Here is a 20,609-nt window from a genome sequence, read left to right as displayed (position 1 = left end):
GGTTTTAGCCGTAGGGGATGGCAGGCTGCGGTTGAGTCCACACTGATAACTGGCCAGTCTCAGTGGTAAAGCCAGTCCTGTAGTTCATCCAGATTTACTACCACAATCTGCTGTGCCGCCGCCTTGGTATGTACCTTGGTTGGGTCGATCTGGTAACGCTGTAGAACGTACTGCACCAGTGCACCCTTAGTTTCGATAATCAGGCGACCATCCTGCATCCCGTAGTCAGTTTCGATGATGGCCTGCTGCACCGCTTTTAGGCGGGTGTCCGGTTCTATGATGACCTGTACTTGGGTCGTCCAGCCCGGATCTTGCTCTCGTGTGTTTTCGGTCTCATCGTCTATCAATTCAGGCTCGCCGCGGAAACGGCTCAGAACGAAGTCGCGGTAGTCGCGGTTCTTCTCGCAGTAAGCGCGTACATGCCAACGCATACCTGTGTAGATCAGCGTGTGTGGAGCAATCAACCTGGTCTCAACGTCCGGGGTGCTGAAAGACACATACTCGCATTCCAGTCGCAGCCCCTCTCGGCAGGCTTTGAGCAGAGGGCGCAAGACCTCTGGGCGGACAGATCTATCCGGTACACCCAGTACTTCGGTGTGGGCATAGGCTAGAGCCAGTCCATCGATGTGGGGCGCCCGCTCGTAGTTTTGATTAAGCAAATGCAGGTAAGCGCTGGCACTGTCGTCAATGAACAGTGGTTTGAAGTGGCGGCTCGGCACATACCCCTTCAAATGCTTGTCGTATTCCAGGTTCTTCGGCGCGTACTCGCTAATGTAGGAGTTGATGTCCTTCGAGGCCTGTTGGCGACTGATGCCGAAGCTCTGCATCAGGTGACCTGTTGTCAAACGGCCTTCCCACCAGGCTACCGTCTCGATCAGGCGGTAGCGCAGCGCCAGATCCCAGCGCACTGACTCGATTTCTTGCTTGCGTTTCATGCCATCTCCATCTGCTCGAAAACTTTACCTGTACACGTAAACACCGTAGATGCGTCATTTAAAGCTACATATTCTGATGGCGTCATTCAAGTAGGCGCTGTAGCCGCCGCGAGTAAGGAGAAGCACAGTGAACGGTATCGAAATGTCCTGGGGGGTAGTGGGTATCACTCTGCTGGTGGCATGCGTGATGGCGCTGGCATTGTTCTGGCAGATTATGCGTCGTCGAGAGGCTGTGGCCGGGCTACAGCATTACCTGCTGCAGTTGGGGCAGATGCAGCAGCAGAGCCAGCAGCAAGAGGCTGAGTTGCGCGAACAAACGGCTGCTGCGCGAGCGGAGAAGGCTCATGCCGAACAGCTGCAGCGTCGGATGGAGTTCGCTCAGGAGGAGCTAGCCACGCTGCGCGATGAGCAAAAGCAACAGCTTGCCCGCCTTGTTGAAGCGCAAAGTCAAGCCAGCGCAGCGAGTGCGCAGCACACTCAGCTTGCGCAGCAGCACTCCGAGCTTAAACAGACCCATGAGCGCCTGCAGAGTAATCATGAGGTGATGCAGGACAAGTTCGCCAACCTGTCCAAGGAGCACGCCACCCTCAGCAGCAGCCTGGAGCAGAAGCAGCAGCACTTTGCCGAGCAACAGCAGTTGCTCAAGGAAAGCCGCGACCAGCTCAAACTGGAGTTCGAGCAGCTTGCCGGGCAGATCTTCGAGGCCAAGGGCCAGGCCTTCTCGCAGCACAGCCAGCAGTCGCTGGATGCGCTGCTCAAGCCCTTCCGCGAGCAGATCGAGGGCTTCCGCACCAAGGTTGAAGACATCCACCACAAGGATGTCCAGCAACAGGCTGCCCTGACTCAGGAGCTGCTGCATCTGAAGGAGCTAAACCAGCAAATCACTCAGGAGGCTCACGATCTGGCCACCGCACTCAAAGGCCAGAAGAAAGCTCAGGGCAACTGGGGGGAGCTGATTCTGGAGAACGTGCTGGAGCGCTCCGGCCTGGTCAATGGCCGCGACTTCGAGCGTGAGGTCAGCATCAACTGCGAAACCAACCGCCAGCGGCCGGATGTGATCGTGCATCTGCCACAAGGCAAGCACCTGATCATCGACGCCAAGGTCTCACTCAACGCCTACACCCGCTACATCAACGCCGAAGACGAAACCGTGCGCCGTCTGGCCCTGGCCGAGCACGTCAGCGCGGTAGGGCAACGGATCAAGGAGCTGTCCGACCGTCATTACTTTGACCTGCCCGGGCTGAATGCCCCGGAGATGGTGTTCATGTTCGTGCCCATCGAGTCGGCGTTCGTCGAAGCGCTTAAGGCTGACGAGACCCTGTTCCAGAAGGCCATCGAGCAGAACGTGCTGGTCGCCACCCCGACCACCTTGCTCACCAGCCTCAACATCGTTCGACAGCTCTGGCGCTTCGAGGACCAGAACAAGCACACCGCCGAACTGGCCGAGCGCGCTGGCAAGGTCTACGACAAGCTGCGTACCTTCCTCGGCAGCATGGATGCCATCGGCAACAGCCTGGACAAAGCCCAGGACGCCTACCGCAAGGCGCGTGATCAGCTGGTCAGCGGCAAGGCCAACCTGGTCAAGCAGGTCAATGATTTCCGCCAACTGGGTGTGGCCGTTAAGGGTGAGCTCGCTGGGGAATGGGTAGACCGGGCAGATCTTGAGCTTGCCCTGGTTGGGCATGAGCCCAATGAAATTTTGCAGTGAGCACTCTGGCTGTAGTAGTCAACCAAAGAGGATTTACCAATGAAAAATCTATTGGCAGTCATCGGATTGGTGGTGGTGATCAGAAAAGGCTACGAACTGTATCGTGAGTATTCAGAGCTCAAGCGTGCTCATGAGGCTCAATAGGGATTAGATATCTAGTCCGCTACTGCACTAGGCGCAGTAGCTTTTAGTTCGGATGGCACTCGGCCATCACGCGGGTTAGCATGTCGCGACTCGCCCAACCTAGAAAAGGACATTCCATGAGTGCTAGCGCCTACCTTCGCGAAAATCTGGGATCGATCTCTAGCAAGAACATTTCCATTGCCCCAGGGATAGACGAAAAAAAACTGAATAACGCAATCAAGGCCTTTGGGTATAGCGGTTTGCCTGGGAGCGTCGTGGCCTTGTTCGACAACACGTTGTTTGGCTCCGGAAAGGACGGTTTGATGTTCGTGGGTGAACATCTAATCTACCGCTCTGCCTTCGCCGATCCTATCCCGGTGTCCTATGAGGCGATCGCTGCCGTTAAATACTCCCAACTGCATGTCGGGAAGAACCTGGACAAGCTTGAGGACACTCTGGTCATCTCCAAGAAGGACGATAGCCAGCTTGTGATTAAGGATCTGACTGATTGTAACTATGCGGCTCTTGCATCAGTGCTGCAGGGATTGATTGATAATTTCAGCGATTTCCAAGACGAAAAGCAGCTGATACCCATCGATGAGATGGATGAGGTGGTCAAAGTGGCCTACCTCAAGGTCATCGTGAACATGGCCTATGACAACGACTCCGTCATCGACGAAAAGGAGTTCGCAGAGATATTGCTGCTGATGACTCGTCTCAATCTCAGCTCCGAGTCTCGATTCAGCATCCGAACTTACATGACGGCTTTCGAGCGTGCGGTGCCGATCGAGGCGCTGCTTGAGGAAATCGACACCCATTGCCCGCATGGGCAAATCAGGTCGCTACACATCTCGCTGACGAAGGACTTGATCAATCTTTATTTCTCCACTGGTGGCAGCTCTCTGTCTGAATTCGGTTTCCTGCAGAAGAACCGCGCACTCCTGCAGGTTACAGAGGGAGAGGTTGATCTCGCAGTGGCCGCAATCCGAAACGACCACAGCATGCTCAAGGAGGACGTCACGGATGACCAGGTTGTGAGTGCCCTGAAGTTGCTTTCCGCAAAAGCAGCGGCTATCGGTACACCCCTTGCTGCGGTGTATCTCTCTGGTTCGGTGATTGGCATGTCTGCCGCGGGGCTGACGTCAGGTTTGGCAACTCTGGGTATGGGGGGGCTGCTGGGCTTGTCGGGCATGACGACCGGAATCGGCGTCGCAGTGTTGATCGGCGTTGGGGCGTATGCGGGAGTACGCAAGCTGACTGGCGCTGACGAGTTGACTCGGTCAAAGCGGCGCGAGTTGATGTTGGTTGAGGTCATCAAGCAAACCCAGGCCACTATCTCTTTGTTGATGCAGGACATTAACCACATCACTGCGCGGCTCAACCAAGCACTCATGGAGCACGGGGATCAGAGCCAAAAAATCCAGCGCCTCATGGCAATGATGGGGCAGTTGACTGGCGCTGGGGCTGTGCTCACCAGCAAGTCCGAGGCGGCGCAGAATAGTGCTACCAAGCTGCGCTGTGCCCGGTTCCTGGACGAAGCCAAACTCAAGACGCTCACCAAGGAGCCGACCAAGGCGGAGTTGTACGACTTCATCAGAGGGTTTTACGAAGAGCGCTCATTCAGTCAGGAGAAGAACGGTCAGCAGGTCGACGTTGTCAAGTTGGCGGTCAAGCCAGGCGTTTCGACTAAAGATCTGGAAGACCTCGCGCGGGCCTTTGAAGCCATTGGCTATTTCAATGTCGGCGATGTTTTAGCAGGTGGCGCCGCAGATATGGCCAGTAAGGCCAAGGACAAGCTGACCGGGCTCTTCTCATGAGTAAGAAGGAGCCGCTGACCGAGCATGCACAAGCGATGCTGGTGCAGAAGCACCAGACAGATGCTGCTCAACGGCATTTGGGGTTGCTCGATGGTGCCTTGGAGGACATGCAGGCGGCCCAGGCTGAGAGCCATCAACATCTAGAGCTGATGTTATTCCAGGCGAGAGCGCTCATCGAGGAAAGTCAGGTGGTACTCGACGTGGACGAGGAAGACGCACTGCTCGTCGAGACCAGCCTCTTCGTACAGGAAGAAATCGTCTGCAGCAGCGCGCCGCTCCCTAGCCTCGATTTCATCGAAGTGGGCAGTGGTGGCGATTGGCGCGGCTACCTGGATCAGGTGGCGTCTTACGCGCATCGTCAGCAGATTGAGATTGGGCAAGATCCTTTCCGGGATCTGATGAGTGCAAGTCAACGCATTGCCCTTGAAAAGCGCATCCGTGACGACTTCTCATTCAAGGGCGCACAGTGCGACAAGTACGACTACATGATCGCAGGTACCTGCGGCTTGATAGGCGGATTGGTCGATGTACTGTTCGTCGGCCTTCCCGGGCAGGGGGCGCTCACCCACTTCACTGATGACATGACCGACAAGGCGGTGCAGACATTCGCCTCCTGGAATGGTTGGAAAGGGCCACGTGAGGGTAAGGATCCGACAGCTAGCGCTATCGGCTTCCTCGAGCGTATGTACAAGGTCAATTACGACCATCGACACGGTGGCGATGTTGGTGGCCTGTTCGATATGAGCACGCGCAATCATCACATCAAGAGTCTTGCTCACTCACCGGACCTGGTTGGCTTGTTTTTCTCGATACTGGATCAGTTCACTAGTACGGCCCACTTTGTCGATGGTGGCCGGCTCATCAGCGTGGATACAGATACCTTCGAGCTCCAAGGGTCGAACCTGGTTGCCAAACTGTTCTGCGGTTTCATGAATTGGCTGGGGCATCTGTTCTCCGACATGGCTGGCTCGTCTGGCGCGCAGCAGCGTGGATCGGGAATCCCCATTCCATTCTTCGCACTGTTGCAATTTATCAATGTCGGCGAGTTCGGAAAGCACAGACAAACCTTCGCAAAGATTGCGGTCCAGGTATTCGAGCAGGGCTACGACCTTCGTCATGGATTGGCGATGGCGATTCCGGTGCTGCTCAGCGAGCTACTGACCCGAGTAACCTGGGTCGTTAAACAGCGCTTCTATCACCAAAAAGACTGGTCGGAGTGTATCCCTTCGGCATCTAACCCTGAGCTTCGGCGGATGCTGCTGGTCGCACACGGAACGTTATGCCTCGTTGATGGGATTGATGCTGCAGTTCGCTCGGGCGGCGACATGATTCAGTTCATGCTGCGCTCCAACATCATCGCCTGGGTGCGTTTCGGAACGCTGGCGCTCAAGGAGCTGAATGCCTGGTACAAGGAAGGGAAGCTCGACTCCTCAGCAGTTGATGCATATCTGGAGGCCGAGTACGAGCGGATTTTGGCACGCTGACGAAAATTGACTGTCAGCCCATGCTGACCTCGCGATGCTGGCTTGGCGGCCTTATGCCTTGAGGGTTTTTCCTTAATAAAAACAGTGGATTAAGTCGCCAATCACTAGCGGGGCTTAGGCATTGCAGTTAAGGTCTGTGCCAATGGTCAACTAATGCGGGAAAGCTTAGTGGCACGTGTCCTTTCAGCAGTAGCTTTAGGGAAATGCATGGGTCAACAAGCATTCCTACGCCGAGCAAAGTCAGAACGGAATCGTCGATGAGTCATCCAATCGCAAACCACGAAGCTCCACCAACTACGTTGCCTCGGGTTGGTATGCTAGCCACCGTCCGTAACCGCCGCGGTGTGATCTCCTCCGTAGAGCCCTTCAGTGATAGCAAGACGTCTGCTTTGCTGCACTTGGTTACCATCGAGTTCAGTGATGCCGATGGTGATGCGGAAGAGTCCCTGCTGTGGGAGCGCGAGCGCGATCCGGTGGTGTTGGAGCCGAATGCGCTGCCCAAAATTGATCGCGAAGCACCTATGCAGCAGGGCGAGTTCCTGGCTTTGCAGCGTGCCGCTCGCTGGAGCGCCCTCACTCCGTTCTTGTCGGCAAGTGACCCTCATGAGCGGTCCGAGCCAGTGCCGACTGCGCCGGTATATGGGGCGGTCAGCGTCGATGACTTCCAGCTCGTACCTCTGGCGCGAGCGATGCGCATGCCCCGCGTCTCTCTACTGCTGGCCGATGATGTGGGCTTGGGTAAAACCGTCGAGGCCGGTCTGATTCTGGCTGAGCTGATCCGTAAGCGTCGTATCCGCCGGGTGCTAATCATCACTCCTGCGGCATTGCGCACCCAGTGGCAGCAGGAGATGGAAGAGAAGTTCTCTTTGGGCTTCGATATCGTCGACAAAGCCGCCACTCACAAGCTGCAAAAAGAGATGGGGCTTGATGCCAACCCCTGGCGAGCGCTACCGCGCATCATCACCTCGTATCACTATCTACGTCAGCCTGATGTGCTGGAGCAGTTCATCGCCAATTGCGAATCTATTAAGCAACGGGGTGGGGCACAGCTGCCGTGGGATTTGTTGATTGTCGATGAAGCCCACAACCTGATGCCGTCCAATTTTGGTGAGGACAGCGATCTGGCCAAAATGCTGCGGCTAATCACGCCGTATTTTGAGCACCGCCTGTTCCTGACTGCCACGCCTCACAATGGCCATACCCGCTGTTTCTCGGGCCTGCTACAGCAGCTTGATCCGGTCCGTTTCACTCAAACGCCAGATTTTACCGACAAAGAGCGCAAGATGATCGGCGATGTGTTGATCCGCCGACTTAAAAGCGAGATCAACGATCAGGATCGTCAGGCCGGACGAGTGCCGCGTTTTGCCAAGCGTTATCTGGAGCCGCTGCCGCTGTATATGTTCAAGCCGGAGCAGGAGCTGGCGGCTGCCGTTCGCAAGTTTTGCACACAGTTGAAAGGCATTATCCGCACTGCTCCGGAAGCACGCATGGTGCTCAACTTCGCTATCGAAATTCTGCGCAAGCGCCTCTTGTCGTGCCCAGTGGCTTTTGCCGACAGCTGGTTGCGCTTCAAGGAGGGCTTAGCCGCCAAAGAGGCGCTTCAGGCTGCTGAGGTCGCCGCGGCTCGTCGCGCCAGTGAAGAAGATATTGATGATGATCAGGAGCGTGAGAGCCGCAGCCGGCATGCCGCTCAGGTTGTTGGCGCCTGGATGCACCCCTATGTGGATGTACTGCAGCCTGAGATTGATGCAATTGATGCTGCGCTCAAGTCTTTGGGTCTCGACAAGCAACCCGTTGTTCAAGCCAAGCCTAAATCTGATGCCCGCTTTGATCGCTTGCGTGAGCTGATCGGCAAGGAACTGCGTAATGCAGAGCAGTGGAAGATCGATGAGCGTCTGATCATTTTCACCGAGTACAAGACCACACTCGATTACCTGGTCAACCGGTTGAATGCAGAATATGGGGCTGAGCCCGGTAGCATCTGTCAGCTCTATGGCGGCATGCATGAGGAAGAGCGCGAGGCGGTAAAGCGCGCCTTCAACGACCCGGATGCGCCGGTGCGCATTCTGGTCGCGACCGATGCTGCTTCTGAAGGTCTTAACCTGCAGCACACCGCTCGCTTGTTGATGCATTACGAGATCCCGTGGAACCCATCGCGTCTTGAGCAGCGTAACGGCCGTATCGATCGTCACGGTCAATCTCGGGATGTCACCATCTTTCACTTCACCAGCGAAGATGACAGCGACCTGCAGTTCGTTGCCCGTGTACTCAGTAAGGTCAACGACATCCGTGAGGATCTGGGCTCGGTAGGAGAATTGTTCGATGCCGCGTTCCAGCGTCGAATGATGGAGATGAATGAAGATCGTGATGTGCTAGGTGATCTCGATCATCAGATAACCAGTCGTAGGAGTGCCACCGAAGACGCTCAGGTACACACCCAGGAGAGAGGTGAGGACGAAAAGCAGCGCCTTCAGCAACTCTTGGCCGATCTTGACCTGAGCCCTGAAACGCTCAAAGACACACTTGGCGTTGCCATGAGCCTAGGCGCTTCGCGTGAAGTGCTCGATGGCCCGGATGCCAAGGGGCGCATGCGCTTGCGTACACCGCTACCTATGCGTTGGCAGGCAGTGGTTGATGACAGCCTGCGCTTACCTTCTCAGAGAGGTATCAGCGGCGCTATGCCCTGGCTGGTGTTCGACAACCACTTCTTTATCCACAACATCAATGGACGCCCAGTCTTCCGTCCATCTCCAGATACTGTGCTGTTGCACCTGGGGCATCCGTTGCTGCGTCAGTCGCTTAATGCCTTTGCGCGTCTGCGTTTTCCAGGAGGCCAAACCGACTTTCAGCTGCCTAGCCGGTGGCTGGTTACGCGCGGCCAGGTGCCGGCTGGCGTCGAGGCGTTGGTGTTGTTCACCGTAGAAGAAATGGCGGTCAACAATTTGCGTGAAACCTTTCACCATTGGATCCGCACCCTGGCTGTGCCATTGAGCAACAACACCTTGGGTGAGCCTTTGCCTTATCAGGGGCCACACCACGGTTTGTTGGCAAAGCCAAGCGTTGCCGACGTAGCTGCTGCACGTGAGCTATGGGACGAGGTTGAAGACGATATCAGGGCACTGTTGAGCAATTACCGAGCTGCGCTGACTCAGAGCCTGCGTGGTCAACTCAAGATCGCGTACGAGCAAGCGAAGGAGCATGAAAAGGAAGCGTTCGAGCAACGCATTCGTGAAGTCGCTGCGCTGCAAAAAGCACAGAGTATCGAGAAGTTGAAGCGAGAGATCGAAGAGCAGCGCGTTGCCAGCATCCAGCATCAACTGTTTGACGATGCCGATGCGCTGGCGGAAAAGCGTCTGCGTGATCTGGAGGATGAGCTCAAGCGTCGTCAGACCCAGTTCGGTGATCTGCAGGAGCGCTTGACCGAGGAGAAACGTCGCATTTTGGAGCAGGTGCTACCTCGCCGCTTTGACCTGCGTGGCGAAGCCCAGGTCTTTCCGGTCACCATTGAAATTCGTTTTCCGGAGGTGGGGGCATGAGTCTGCACGCAGAAGGATGGGCGCAACTCAAGCACGGCGGCCTATTGATTTCCCCATCCAAACTGGATGAGTTTTTCCCTCGTGCCGCTGCGGAGATGTCCGATTACCAGGCTGAGAAGCTCCGTCGAGCACTCACAGCTTTTGACGGCAGTAATGAAAGCCTGAGCAGGCTGCTGGATTACATACTGCAGGATCTTTCAGGCCTGCCCGCAGATGAATGGCAAAAGGCCCAGGGTGTCGACAGCCGTTGGGCCGTAAGGAGCTTTACCGGCGCCCAGATTAAACCGCGTCGCCTGTGGCTTGGGCCTAACGGCGAGACTCTAGCCGTGTTCGTGCCTGATGATGGCGGCTCGCGCCAGTTCGCCAGCCGATTGGGGATAGGGCGCTCACGGCAGTTGTTGGGCCGCGTGGTGGAGTGGCTGCGTCGTACTGGGCAGGCACTGGCGCTGGTCACCAATGGTCGCCAATGGCGACTGGTGCACGCCGGTGCTGATTACGACGCTTGGTGTGAATGGGATATCGATCTTTGGTTCAACGAAGGTCAGCCATCTGCCCAGACCATCGTCTGGCGCACCTTGCTCAATCGCAACACACTGCTGGCGGAGCAGGGCCAAAGCCAATTCCTGCTGGCCATCAGTGCCTCCCGTAAGGGGCAGGCTGAGCTCTCCAGCGTACTGGGTGAGCGCGTTCGCCAGGGTGTAGAAGAGCTGATCACCGCCTCCCATATCGCCATCGAGCAGGCTCAACTGCAAGGGCAGGCTCACGATTACAAAGATCTGTATGTTGCAGGCTCGCGCATCATCATGCGCTGCATCATCACCCTGTTTGCCGAAGCCCGCGGTCTGATGCCTGTCGACAACCCGATTTACCAGCAGGCTTACAGCCTGGAGGGGCTTCGTCATCAGTTGGATCGCCGTGCTGGTGGCCGGGGCAACGAACGACTGAGCCAGGGCCGCAGCGCCTGGCCGCGCCTGATTGGCCTGTTCATCCTGATCCACGAAGGTTCGGCTCATGAGCGCCTTACCGTGCCTCAGTACGGTGGTGCCTTGTTTGAGCCGGGTAATCCCTCCAGCGACGATGGTATTTCCCGCGCGCTCGCGTTGCTGGAAAGCCACCAGAACCTGGTCAGCGACCTTCAGGTGCACAAACTGCTTCGCCTGCTGACCCGCACCAAGATGAAGGTGCGTCAGGGCCGCAGCAGTCGCTGGGTGGATGCACCAGTGGATTTCTCCACGCTGTCTTCAGAATACATCGGCATCCTCTACGAAGGTCTGCTCGACTTCGAGCTGAAACAGGCTGCTGAGAATGATCCGGTGATCTTCCTCGCCGTGGGCAACCAGCCAGCTCTGACCTTATCGCAGCTGGAGACCATGGAGGATAAGGACATCAAGCAGCTGTTCGAAGCCCTGAAGAAAAAAGACAAAGCCGGTGATGACAGCGGCGACGAAGGTGAGGATGAGGCCGAGGAGGCTGCCGACACCGATGACTCCGACGACGAAGCAGAATCCATCGAGGATGAAAGCGACGAAGACAACACCATCAGCGCCGATAGCGATGAAGAGCTGACTATCAGCGAAGACCACCTGGTCCGCGCCAATGCCTGGCTACAACACGCTGCGCAGCTTGCTGGGCTGGTGAAAAAGCCCCGTGGACGCAAAGCCAACACCACAGGCGATGAAGGGCAGCAAGCACTGGAGAGGGCCGGCAAGCAGTTGTGCGCTCGAATGGTCGCGCCCGGTCAGTTTTTCCTGGTGCGTTGGGGCGGCACCCGTAAAGGTGCGGGTACCTTCTACACCCGCCCGCAACTGGCCGCACCCACCGTGCGCCGTACACTGCAGCCGCTGGCCTATGAAGCTGTTCACAGTGAAATCGATCCGCGAACTGGCCTGGAAGCCGTAGTGGAGTGGGCACCGAAAAAGCCTGAGCAGATTCTGGCTCTGAAGGTGTGCGACCCGGCCATGGGCTCCGGCTCTTTCCTGGCGGGTGCCCTGCGCTACCTCACCGAAGCACTAACCCAGTCGCTGTTCCATTACAAACTGATCGAGCGCAGCGAAGACGGCGGTGTGCCGCGCATGGCCGACGGCAAACTGACCGAGCTGCTGAGTGATGAGCTGACCAAGCTCAACCCCAAGGATGATGGTTTTGAAGAAGCGCTGCGCTCCCAACTCAAGCGCCACATCGTTGAAAACTGCCTGTACGGCGTAGATCTTGATCCGCTGGCGGTGGAACTGGGCCGCATGGCGCTGTGGGTGGAAACCATGGATCGTGATCTGCCCTTTGGCTTCCTCGATCACAAGCTTAAGGTCGGCAACGCGCTGGTCGGCACCTGGTTCGACACTTACCGCGATTACCCGGCTATGGCCTGGGAGCGGGAGGGCGGCGATAAGGACTACCAGAAGAACAAGCCGGATAACCTGATCAACCACTGGTACGAAGATGCCAAGGGCAAGCGCAAGGGCGATGTCTTTACTGATGCCATCAAAGCCCGAGCTAAGGCTGTGCCTGAGCAGTTGCAGGCGGTAATTAATAAACAGATGGACCTTGATGCAGCGACGGATGCCAGCAATGTGCACGACGAACTGCTCAAGGTGTTCCGCAAATTACACCGCCTGCCAGTGCATGAAAGCGAAAAGCGCGCCGAAGTCTACCGCAACGAGGTGCTAAACAACCCACATTACCACGCCCTGAAAGCGCGTATGGATCTGTGGTGCGCACTGTGGTTCTGGCCCGGCGAGCAGATCGAGCTGGCACCATTGCCGCGTGACTTCGGTAACCCCAATGATCAGGCATTGGCCATTGCCTCCGAGGTGGCGCGTCGCCAGCGTTTCTTCCACTGGGAGCTTGAATTCCCTGATGTATTCACCGCCACCCAGGACGGCTTCGATGCATTGCTGGGCAACCCGCCGTGGGAAACCATGCAGCCCAACTCCAAGGAGTTTTTCTCCAACCACGACCCGCTTTACCGCGCCTATGGCAAGCAGGACGCGCTGGCCAAACAGCTGGACTACTTCCGTGCTCGGCCGAAACTGGAGCACGACTGGATTGCTTACATCGCCGGCTTCAAGGCTTTCGCCAACTGGATGAATACAGCGGGCATGCCCTTTGGAGACAAGCTGAATCAGAAGGATGGAAAGCAATGGCACAACCTTAATCTTGGCGGGCGCGGCAAGAACAGCTTTGAAGCCTCGGCGTCCCAGCACAAAAGGTGGTTGCAACAGCGCAAAAAGAACAAGGGTTTTGCCGATGCCGCGCACCCCTTTGTTCATCAGGGCTCAGGCAAACCGTACCTGCAGAAGATGTTTTTGGAGTTGAGTCACGCGCTGCTGCGCAAGCAGGGGCGCATGGGCATGATCGTGCCCAGTGGCATCTATACGGACAAAGGCACCACCGACCTGCGTGAGCTGTTCCTTGGTCAGTGTGACTGGCAGTGGCTGTTTGGTTTCGAGAACCGCGAAGGCATTTTTGATATTCACCGCTCCTTCAAGTTCTGTCCGCTGATTGTGCAGAAGGGCGGGCAAACCAAGGCCATCCGCGCCGCTTTTATGCACCGCAATGTGGATGACTGGGAGCAGGCCGAGCGTCATGTACTGGCTTATCCGCGTGCACGGGTGGAGGAGTTCTCGCCGTATTCCAAGGCTATTCTGGAGATCCGCAGCGAGCGGGATCTGCGTGTGCTGCAGAAGATCTACGCCAACGGCGTGCTGCTGGGCGACCAGAGTGAAAACGGCTGGGGCATTAAGTACCAGCAGGGCGACTTCAATATGACGTCCGACTCCAAGCTATTCCCGCCGCGACCCAAATGGGAAGAAAAGGGCTACCGCCCCGACGAGTACGGTCATTGGCTGAAAGGCCCCTGGCGCGAATACCACGGCCCTCAGCACATTCTGGAGCGTGAGCCGGGGTTGGTGCTGTCGCGTGATGGGCAGCAAGCACTTCAGGTGGATGGAATTGAGGATGTAGCACTGCCACTTTATGAAGGGCGGATGATTGGCCAGTTTGACTTCAGTGAGAAGGGCTGGGTGAGTGGTAAGGGACGTGGTGCAGTTTGGAGCCAGACTGATTCCAAGAAGCATGTTGCACCGCAATACCTGATGTCGTTCAGAGCTGCTTATGAAAACGATTTTGTGCCGATGCGGCGGCTCGCTTTCATGGATATATGTAGCGCTACAAATGCTCGCACCTTCTATGGCGCGGTGACTCCAAGCTTCCCTTGCGGACATTCGGTACCGTTGCTAAGTAGTCGCGGGAATCCGCTAATTTTGGCAGCAGCTTTGAACAGTTTTGTGGTTGATCAGGTTTTCCGCCTAAAAGTCGGTGGCCTACACCTGACATGGAACTATCTTGAGGAGTCGCCGACGGTCAAGTTTTCTGATGCGAATAAAATTGATGCGCTAAAAAATTTGACCATGCGTTTGAATGATATAAGTATTCTTTTTGCGGAAAATTGGTCTGAGCAAGAGTCAAGATCATGGCGATCTTTGTGGGCATTGACACCACATGAGCGTTTAAGAATCAGGTGTGTAATAGATGCAATCGTCGCGAGCATTTTTGATCTAAGTCCAGACGAATTTGCTCACTGCCTTCATGAGTGTGATCTCCCTAGGGGCGAGTATTTCGGTGAACGTGCAAAGTCTCTAAACCCCAAAGGCTTCTGGCGCATCGACAAAGACAAAGACCCCGAACTACGCCACACCGTCCTATCGTTGATCGCCTTCTACGACCTGCAGGAAAAAGGCCTCGACGCCTTTCGCGCCCAGAATGACGGCGAGGGCTGGATGATTCCCGAACAGCTGCGCCTTGCCGATTACGGATTGGGCCATGATGAGCGTGCGCAGGAATATCAGCCGGTGGCCTCGCGCCTTGGTCCGCGCTTCTACGACTGGCAACTTAACGAGGATGTGGAGCGCTCTTGGCAGGAATGCGCTGCCCATGCCGAGCTGATCCGCCGTATTGTTCCGCTGCCACAGCCGGAGCAAGCCGACGGCGTCGCCGAAGCGCCGGCTGTCTATAAAACAGAATCACCGCAGGGAGCACTGTTCTGATGCTGAACCCCATTACCTACACCGAGGACGTGGTCAGCGATTTTCTGCGCTACCAGCTCAGCACCTACGCCTTTGCCGATGAGGGCTTGTATCGGCAGATGCGCGAACTGCTCAATCTGGAGCACACCCGCAATACGCCGCTGATGAAGGGGCCCTTTATCTCGCTTTCGCGTACCTTTATGAAAGGCGCCAGCCTGGAGCAACTGGTCAAGGAGGGCGTGCTGCATCCGCATATTCGCCAGCTATCCCCTTATCCCGGTGCTTATCTGCACCAGGAAAAGGCCTTCCGCTCCATCAAAGCTGGTCGAACCACGCTGGTGGCGACCGGTACCGGTTCGGGCAAGACCGAGTCCTTCTTGTTGCCGATCATCAGTCGTTGCCTGGAGTTGCGTGATGATGGCGCCGAGTCGGGGGTGACGGCGGTGATCGTTTATCCCATGAACGCCCTGGCCGAAGACCAGCTGCAACGGATGCGCGAGCTGCTGGTTGGTACGGGTGTCACCTTCGGCATGTACGTGGGCAAAACACCACGCACTGAAGCCGACATCAACGGTGTGCGCCTGGCCCCTGGCAGCACTGTTGCGGATTACCGTAGTAAGTTGCAGCAGATGCAGCAACAGAAAATGGATGTGGCTTTGCATCCTGCCGAAGAGCGTGTTAGCCGTGAAGTTATGCGCACACCCGGCCAGCAACCTCGTATCTTGCTGACCAACGTCAAGCAGCTGGAGCTGCTGCTGACCCGTCAGCAGGATCTGGAGTTGTTCGATAACGCCCGTCTGGAGTTCATGGTATTCGACGAGGCGCACACCTTTACCGGCGCCGGTGGTGCGGAAACCGCCTGCCTGATCCGTCGCCTGCGCGCCTACTGCGGAAAGGACGAAAACAGCACCACCTGCATCGCCACCTCGGCCACCATTGCCGATCCGCACCGCGGTATCGAAGCCGGCCGCGAGTTTGCCAGTCGTTTCTTTGGCGTGGATGGCCAGAATGTCGAGCTGATCGGCGAAGCCTACGAAGAGGATATCTGGGGCGAGCCACGCAGCGTCAGCGCGCCCTTCAATGGCGATCAGGCCATGCAGCTGAAAACCGTTCTGGAAATGCTCGGTACGTTGGACCGACCCGAGGTAGAGCCTGCTGCCCTGCAGGCCTTCCGGATCTGGTTCCAGACTACCAGCGGCATGCGTATGGCCGGTGATAATTGGCGTGAAGCACTGAATCAGTGGCTAAGCCACAACGAGGTGGTGTTTCAGATTGCTGAGGTGCTGCGCCGTCCGCGAGCCGTGGCTACCTTGCTGGAAGACCTGAATGAAAAACTCGGGCGTCCGATTACCGAAGAAGAAATTCTAATTTGGTTGGCACTGGGTGCGGCGGCGCGCAATGGTGATCGCCCCTTGCTACGCCCGGTGGTACACGGTTTTGTACGTGGCGTCAGCGGTGCTGTGGTGACCTTCGAGGAGGGGCAGGGGCAACCGGCACGACTCTGGCTGTCGGCCGAGGACGCATTGACGGCAGCCGATGACCGTGACCCTGAGCTGAAAGCCTTTCCGCTTTCGAGCTGCACAACCTGCGGTCAGCATTACTTCGAGCATGGCCTTGAAGATTTTGATTACACCGGTGACGCGCCCGGCGGCGGTTCTGCGGAAGGGAAGAGCCGTGTGTGGCGCTCGCAAGACATTCCGTTAGGTGGCGTGCGAGCGGTTTCATTGGATCATCAGGTCGGCTCTGATGGTGAGGAAGAGCCTGCTCGCACGGAGGTGCTCTTCGTTTGCCGTTATTGCGGTACAACCCATGACCGGCAAGCCTCTGAGTGTGTTGGTTGCGGTCGCAACAAGACCCTCAAAGCACTGCACTTTGTACAGCAGAAAGAAGAACACATTGGCCGTTTGACCCGCTGTGTATCTTGCGGTGCACACGGCCGCCGGGTGACTGGCAGCTATCGAGAACCCGCTCGTCCGGTGCGTGCCACGGGCGTGGCTGATGTGCATGTCTTGGCGCAAAGCATGATCCATCGTGCCGAACGCAAGCGCCTACTGGTGTTTGCAGATAATCGTCAGGATGCGGCGTTCCAGGCGGGCTGGATGCAGGATCGCTCCCGTCGATACCGCTTGCGGGAGCTGATTTACAAGAAGCTGCGCGAAGGTGCCATCTCGGTCAGCGACCTGGTGTTGTGGCTGGACAGGTTTCTTGATGCCGACGATGAGTTGTCGCGGGCCTTGATCCCTGAAGTTTGGCGAGTCGAACCAAAATCGGAAGCCAGCTTGGCCCATGCTGAGGAGCGCAAGTGGTTCTTGCGTGCTCAGGTGTTGCGTGAGTTGACGCTGGGGGCACGGCAGAGCACAGGTCTTGAGCCGCTGGGGCGTTTGAAGATTCAGTATCTTGGACTGGATGAAGCACAGCCCACCATTCAGAAATGGGCACGAGCGTTGGGTTGCTCGCCTGCTGAGTTGCGTGAAGGTATCGCCTCGCTTCTGGATGCGGCTCGCTCCCGGCGCATGCTGTTTGATCCTGTGACCCGTATGTTCTCCAAGTTCTGGCTGGACGGTGAGAAGGAAGTGCTGCGCGGTTATCTACCGATCATGCGCGGTGTGCCAGAAGGTTTGGTGTTTGAGCGCGATGGTCAGCACGACAAAGGGCGAATCAAGCAGTGGTACAGCGCCTACGACAGCTCCGCCAAACAAGCGGCTGTGAGCTGGGGAGTCGATCCAGATCAAGTCCAGTCGTTTTTGAATGATGTGTGGCGGCTGTGCACCGATGAACTGGAACTACTGACGCAGGTGCAGTTCAAGGGCGCGCGCGGTAGTAACCTGCCTGGCTGTCACGGTGCCAGCCAGGTACATGTGGATCACATGAAGCTGGTGCCTGCGTCAGGGATGTATCGCTGCCAGACTTGTCGCCGCCTCCATGCTCGGGTCAACCCCGGTATGACCTGTATGGCCTGGCGCTGCAGTGGCAAGTTGGAGTTTGAGGCCGAGAATCCAGATAACTACGATCTGCTGCTGCTAGATCAGGAGTTTTCCATGCTCCGAGCCCGCGAGCATTCTGCACAGATTCCAGGGCCGGAGCGTGAGCGCATCGAAAACGCCTTCAAGGGTGAGAGCGAGCGCATCAATACTCTGGTGTGTACGCCCACGCTTGAGATGGGCGTGAACATCGGTTCGCTGGACGCGGTGCTGATGCGCAACGTACCACCACTGCCGGCCAATTACTGGCAGCGAGCTGGTCGTGCCGGACGCCAGTTCCGTATGGCGCTGGATCTGACCTATGCGCGCACCACCAGTCACGATCGAGCCTACTTCAATGAACCATTGAAAATGTTGGAAGGGCTGGTGGAGCCCCCCAGCTTCAACCTGCGCAACCCAGTGATGGTGGCCAAGCATGTGAATGCCACTGTGCTGACTACGCTACTGCAGATGCTGCGTAGTAACTATCTGCCAGGGCAGCAGGCAGCTGCGCTGCAGGACGCATTGTCTGTCTGTTTGCCGCCTCAGATCCGACCGTATCTTTTCAGCTCTGATGGCATGGTGCGGGCTGAGCCGCTATCGGTTGAAGCACTGAGCCAGCAGATAACGCAGCATCAAAGCGCACTCTTGAATGCGGTGATCAAAGCCTTCCATCAAGGGTGGCCGATCAGTGACCGCGAGGTCGTGACCCGTGCCCTGTTAGAGCTGCTCATTGGTAGTTTTGCTGAACAGCTGCAGGGGGTGATCAATCGTTTATTCCAGCGCCTGCAGTGGGCTCTTGGGCAGTTGGAGCGGTTGCGTAAAGTGGCCGCCGGCAAGGGCGCTCTAGATGCCGATGAAGAGGCCTTGCGCGCCCGATGTGAACGGTTGGTAAAAAAACTAAAAGGCGAGGCCAAGCGCAATCGTAGCCAGGCAGAGGGTTTTGATGACACCAATACTTATGGCGTATTAGCGGCTGAGGGCTTTTTGCCGGGTTATGGTCTGGATACCGGTGCGGTAACTCTGACCCACGTGGCGCCGCGCCACAGCAGCGATATCAGTGATTGGGAGCTACGCCGCAACACGGCTCTGGCTGTTCGCGAATATGTCCCAGGTAATCTCATTTACGCCAATGCGCATAAATTTGTGCCCCGTCATTTCCACTTGGTCCCTGAAGAACCTCTGGTGTTTGCGGTAGATGTGGCTAGTGAGTCAATCCAGGAAACTGGCCCGAGCACTAAGGCCGGCAGTGAAGCCAGCTCCATGTCGGTCACGCAAATTCCAGGTGTAGCCATCTGCGATGTGGATGCGCCCCATCATTCCTATATTTCGGACGATGAGGACTATCGCTTCCAGATGTCGGTGGCTGTTTTTGCCCAAGACCAGGGGCGGCATTCCGGCGGTAAAGTTTACGAGTGGGGCAGAGCAGAGTTGCAACTGAAGCATGGTCTGCACATGCGTCTAGTGAACGTCGGTGCCGCATCGCAAGTACGCTCGGGAGCTTTGCTGGGTTACCCCTTGTGTTTGGTCTGCGGCGCGAGCCGTTCGGCCATGAGCAGCCAGACCGAACTGGATAAGTTCAACGAACACCATACCGAGCGTTGTGGCCGCCCTATTCAGACCATAGCTTTCTATGCCGAAGTAGTAGCCGACGCGCTGGTGCTGCAGGACTGCTCCTCCCAGGAAACGGCCTACAGCGTCATGGAGTCGCTGCGTCAGGGGGCTGCCGATGTGCTGGATATGGAAATATCCGATCTCCAGGTCCAGGTGATTGGAAAACCGGGGAGTGAATCGGTCGATGCGCTGTTGTATGACCCTATGCCAGGTGGCTCGGGTCTGCTGGAGCAGCTCTTGGAGCACTGGCCTGATGTTGTCGCTGCGGCGAAACGTTTGGCTGAAGAGTGCCCTTCAGCCTGTGAATCCTCCTGTGTAGATTGCCTGCAGCATTTCCGCAACTCGTTCTATCACGACAAGCTGAATCGTCATACCGCGCTTGAAGTGTTCAATGATTGGGGAAATACCCTGAGCTTTGCCCATGATTTGGCGCCTGTGCTGCCAGATGAAACCCTGACTCAGCAACCGGGCAATCCCCCTGAGCAACAGCTGGTGGCGCTGCTAAAAGCCGCCGGCATGTCTGCATTTGAGACTGAGCGGCCGATTCAGCTGTCCGGTGGCATCACGACCCGTCCGGATGTGTATTTCCATGAGCCCAATGATCAGTACGAAGGCGTCTGCATCTACCTGGATGGCATGAGTGAGCACCTGCACGGCAACGCTCAGACAGCAGCTAAGGACCGGCAGATCCGCCAGGAGTTGCTTAATACTGATTACGAGGTGATCGAGATCCAGTTCCAGGAGCTGTACGACAAAACGGTGATGCGTGAGCACATGCGCCGCATTGCACGAGCCGTAATCGGTAAGGCGAAGGCTAAGGAGCTTGCTGCTAGTGATTACTGGTTTGATTCTGCAAACAGCTCAATGGTTGGGGTGGCTACATCCAGTGGCAAGGTATTGCCGTTCAAAACCGTGACCCCAAATGACGCGGGCTTTGAGCCCTATCAGGGCTGCGTTCCATTGGTTGGCCTACAGGTCGCTGCTGGTGCTTGGAGCAAAGAGCAGGACGGGCTACTTGAGTTGGCCGAACATGCAGAAGAATGGGTCTTGTTGGTAGAAGAAAAGTCGGAGCCCGGCATGTTTGTGGCCCAGGTGGTCGGTCGCTCCATGGAACCCCTGGTGCCTGATGGTAGCTACTGCCTATTCCGGCCAGTGCCGGTTGGTAGTCGGCAAGGCCGAAAGTTGCTCATCTGGCATGCTGGCGTTGCCGATACCGAGACGGGTGGAGAGTACACCTTGAAAGTCTATTCCAGCGAAAAAACTGCGAGTGATGACGGTGAATGGCAACACGAGCGGATAACGCTTAAGCCGCTTAATCCGGAATATGAGCCCTTGGTGCTGGAGTCTAAAGAAGAGGGTATGGTTGTTGCCGTCGCCGAGTTTTTAAAAGTGCTGTAAGCAGTGCCCTGAA

7 protein-coding genes are annotated in these 20,609 nt (G+C 56.8%); 6 read left to right on the top strand and 1 reads right to left on the bottom strand.

Translation table 11 applies throughout. The features are described 5' to 3' along the window. Positions 1–59: 59 nt before the first annotated feature. Positions 60–935: a WYL domain-containing protein gene (locus IB229_RS00260; RefSeq protein WP_192323782.1), complete on the bottom strand. Its 876-nt coding sequence runs from the start codon at positions 933–935 to the stop codon at positions 60–62. 127 nt (positions 936–1,062) lie between these two features. Here IB229_RS00260 and rmuC point away from each other — a divergent pair, with 127 nt between their 5' ends. From rmuC to IB229_RS00230, 6 genes are all read left to right on the top strand, one after another. After that, positions 1,063–2,643: a DNA recombination protein RmuC gene (rmuC, locus tag IB229_RS00255; protein ID WP_318652068.1), complete on the top strand. Its 1,581-nt coding sequence runs from the start codon at positions 1,063–1,065 to the stop codon at positions 2,641–2,643. Positions 2,644–2,903: 260 nt separating this feature from the next. Further along, the gene (locus IB229_RS00250; RefSeq protein WP_225578881.1) at positions 2,904–4,583 is read left to right on the top strand and encodes a hypothetical protein; all 1,680 of its coding nucleotides are present in this window, start codon (positions 2,904–2,906) and stop codon (positions 4,581–4,583) included. Further along, entirely contained in the window at positions 4,580–6,067 is a 1,488-nt protein-coding gene (locus IB229_RS00245; protein ID WP_192323778.1) for a hypothetical protein, read from the top strand. Before IB229_RS00250 ends, IB229_RS00245 begins: the two co-directional genes overlap by 4 nt. Positions 6,068–6,324: 257 nt before the next feature. Continuing rightward, positions 6,325–9,603 carry a DISARM system SNF2-like helicase DrmD gene (gene drmD, locus IB229_RS00240; RefSeq protein WP_225578880.1) on the top strand — a complete coding sequence of 1,093 codons (3,279 nt, stop codon included), beginning with the start codon at positions 6,325–6,327 and terminating at the stop codon, positions 9,601–9,603. After that, positions 9,600–14,645: an Eco57I restriction-modification methylase domain-containing protein gene (locus IB229_RS00235; RefSeq protein ID WP_192323775.1), complete on the top strand. Its 5,046-nt coding sequence runs from the start codon at positions 9,600–9,602 to the stop codon at positions 14,643–14,645. The genes drmD and IB229_RS00235 overlap by 4 nt, the downstream gene beginning before the upstream one ends. Beyond that, complete coding sequence (locus IB229_RS00230; RefSeq protein ID WP_192323773.1) at positions 14,645–20,596, top strand: DEAD/DEAH box helicase; 5,952 nt, start codon at positions 14,645–14,647, stop codon at positions 20,594–20,596. Before IB229_RS00235 ends, IB229_RS00230 begins: the two co-directional genes overlap by 1 nt. Positions 20,597–20,609 lie beyond the last annotated feature (13 nt).

This window comes from Pseudomonas sp. PDM14 (assembly GCF_014851905.1).
Classification (GTDB): Bacteria; Pseudomonadota; Gammaproteobacteria; order Pseudomonadales; family Pseudomonadaceae; genus Aquipseudomonas.
This window is presented reverse-complemented; position numbering and strand designations above follow the sequence as displayed.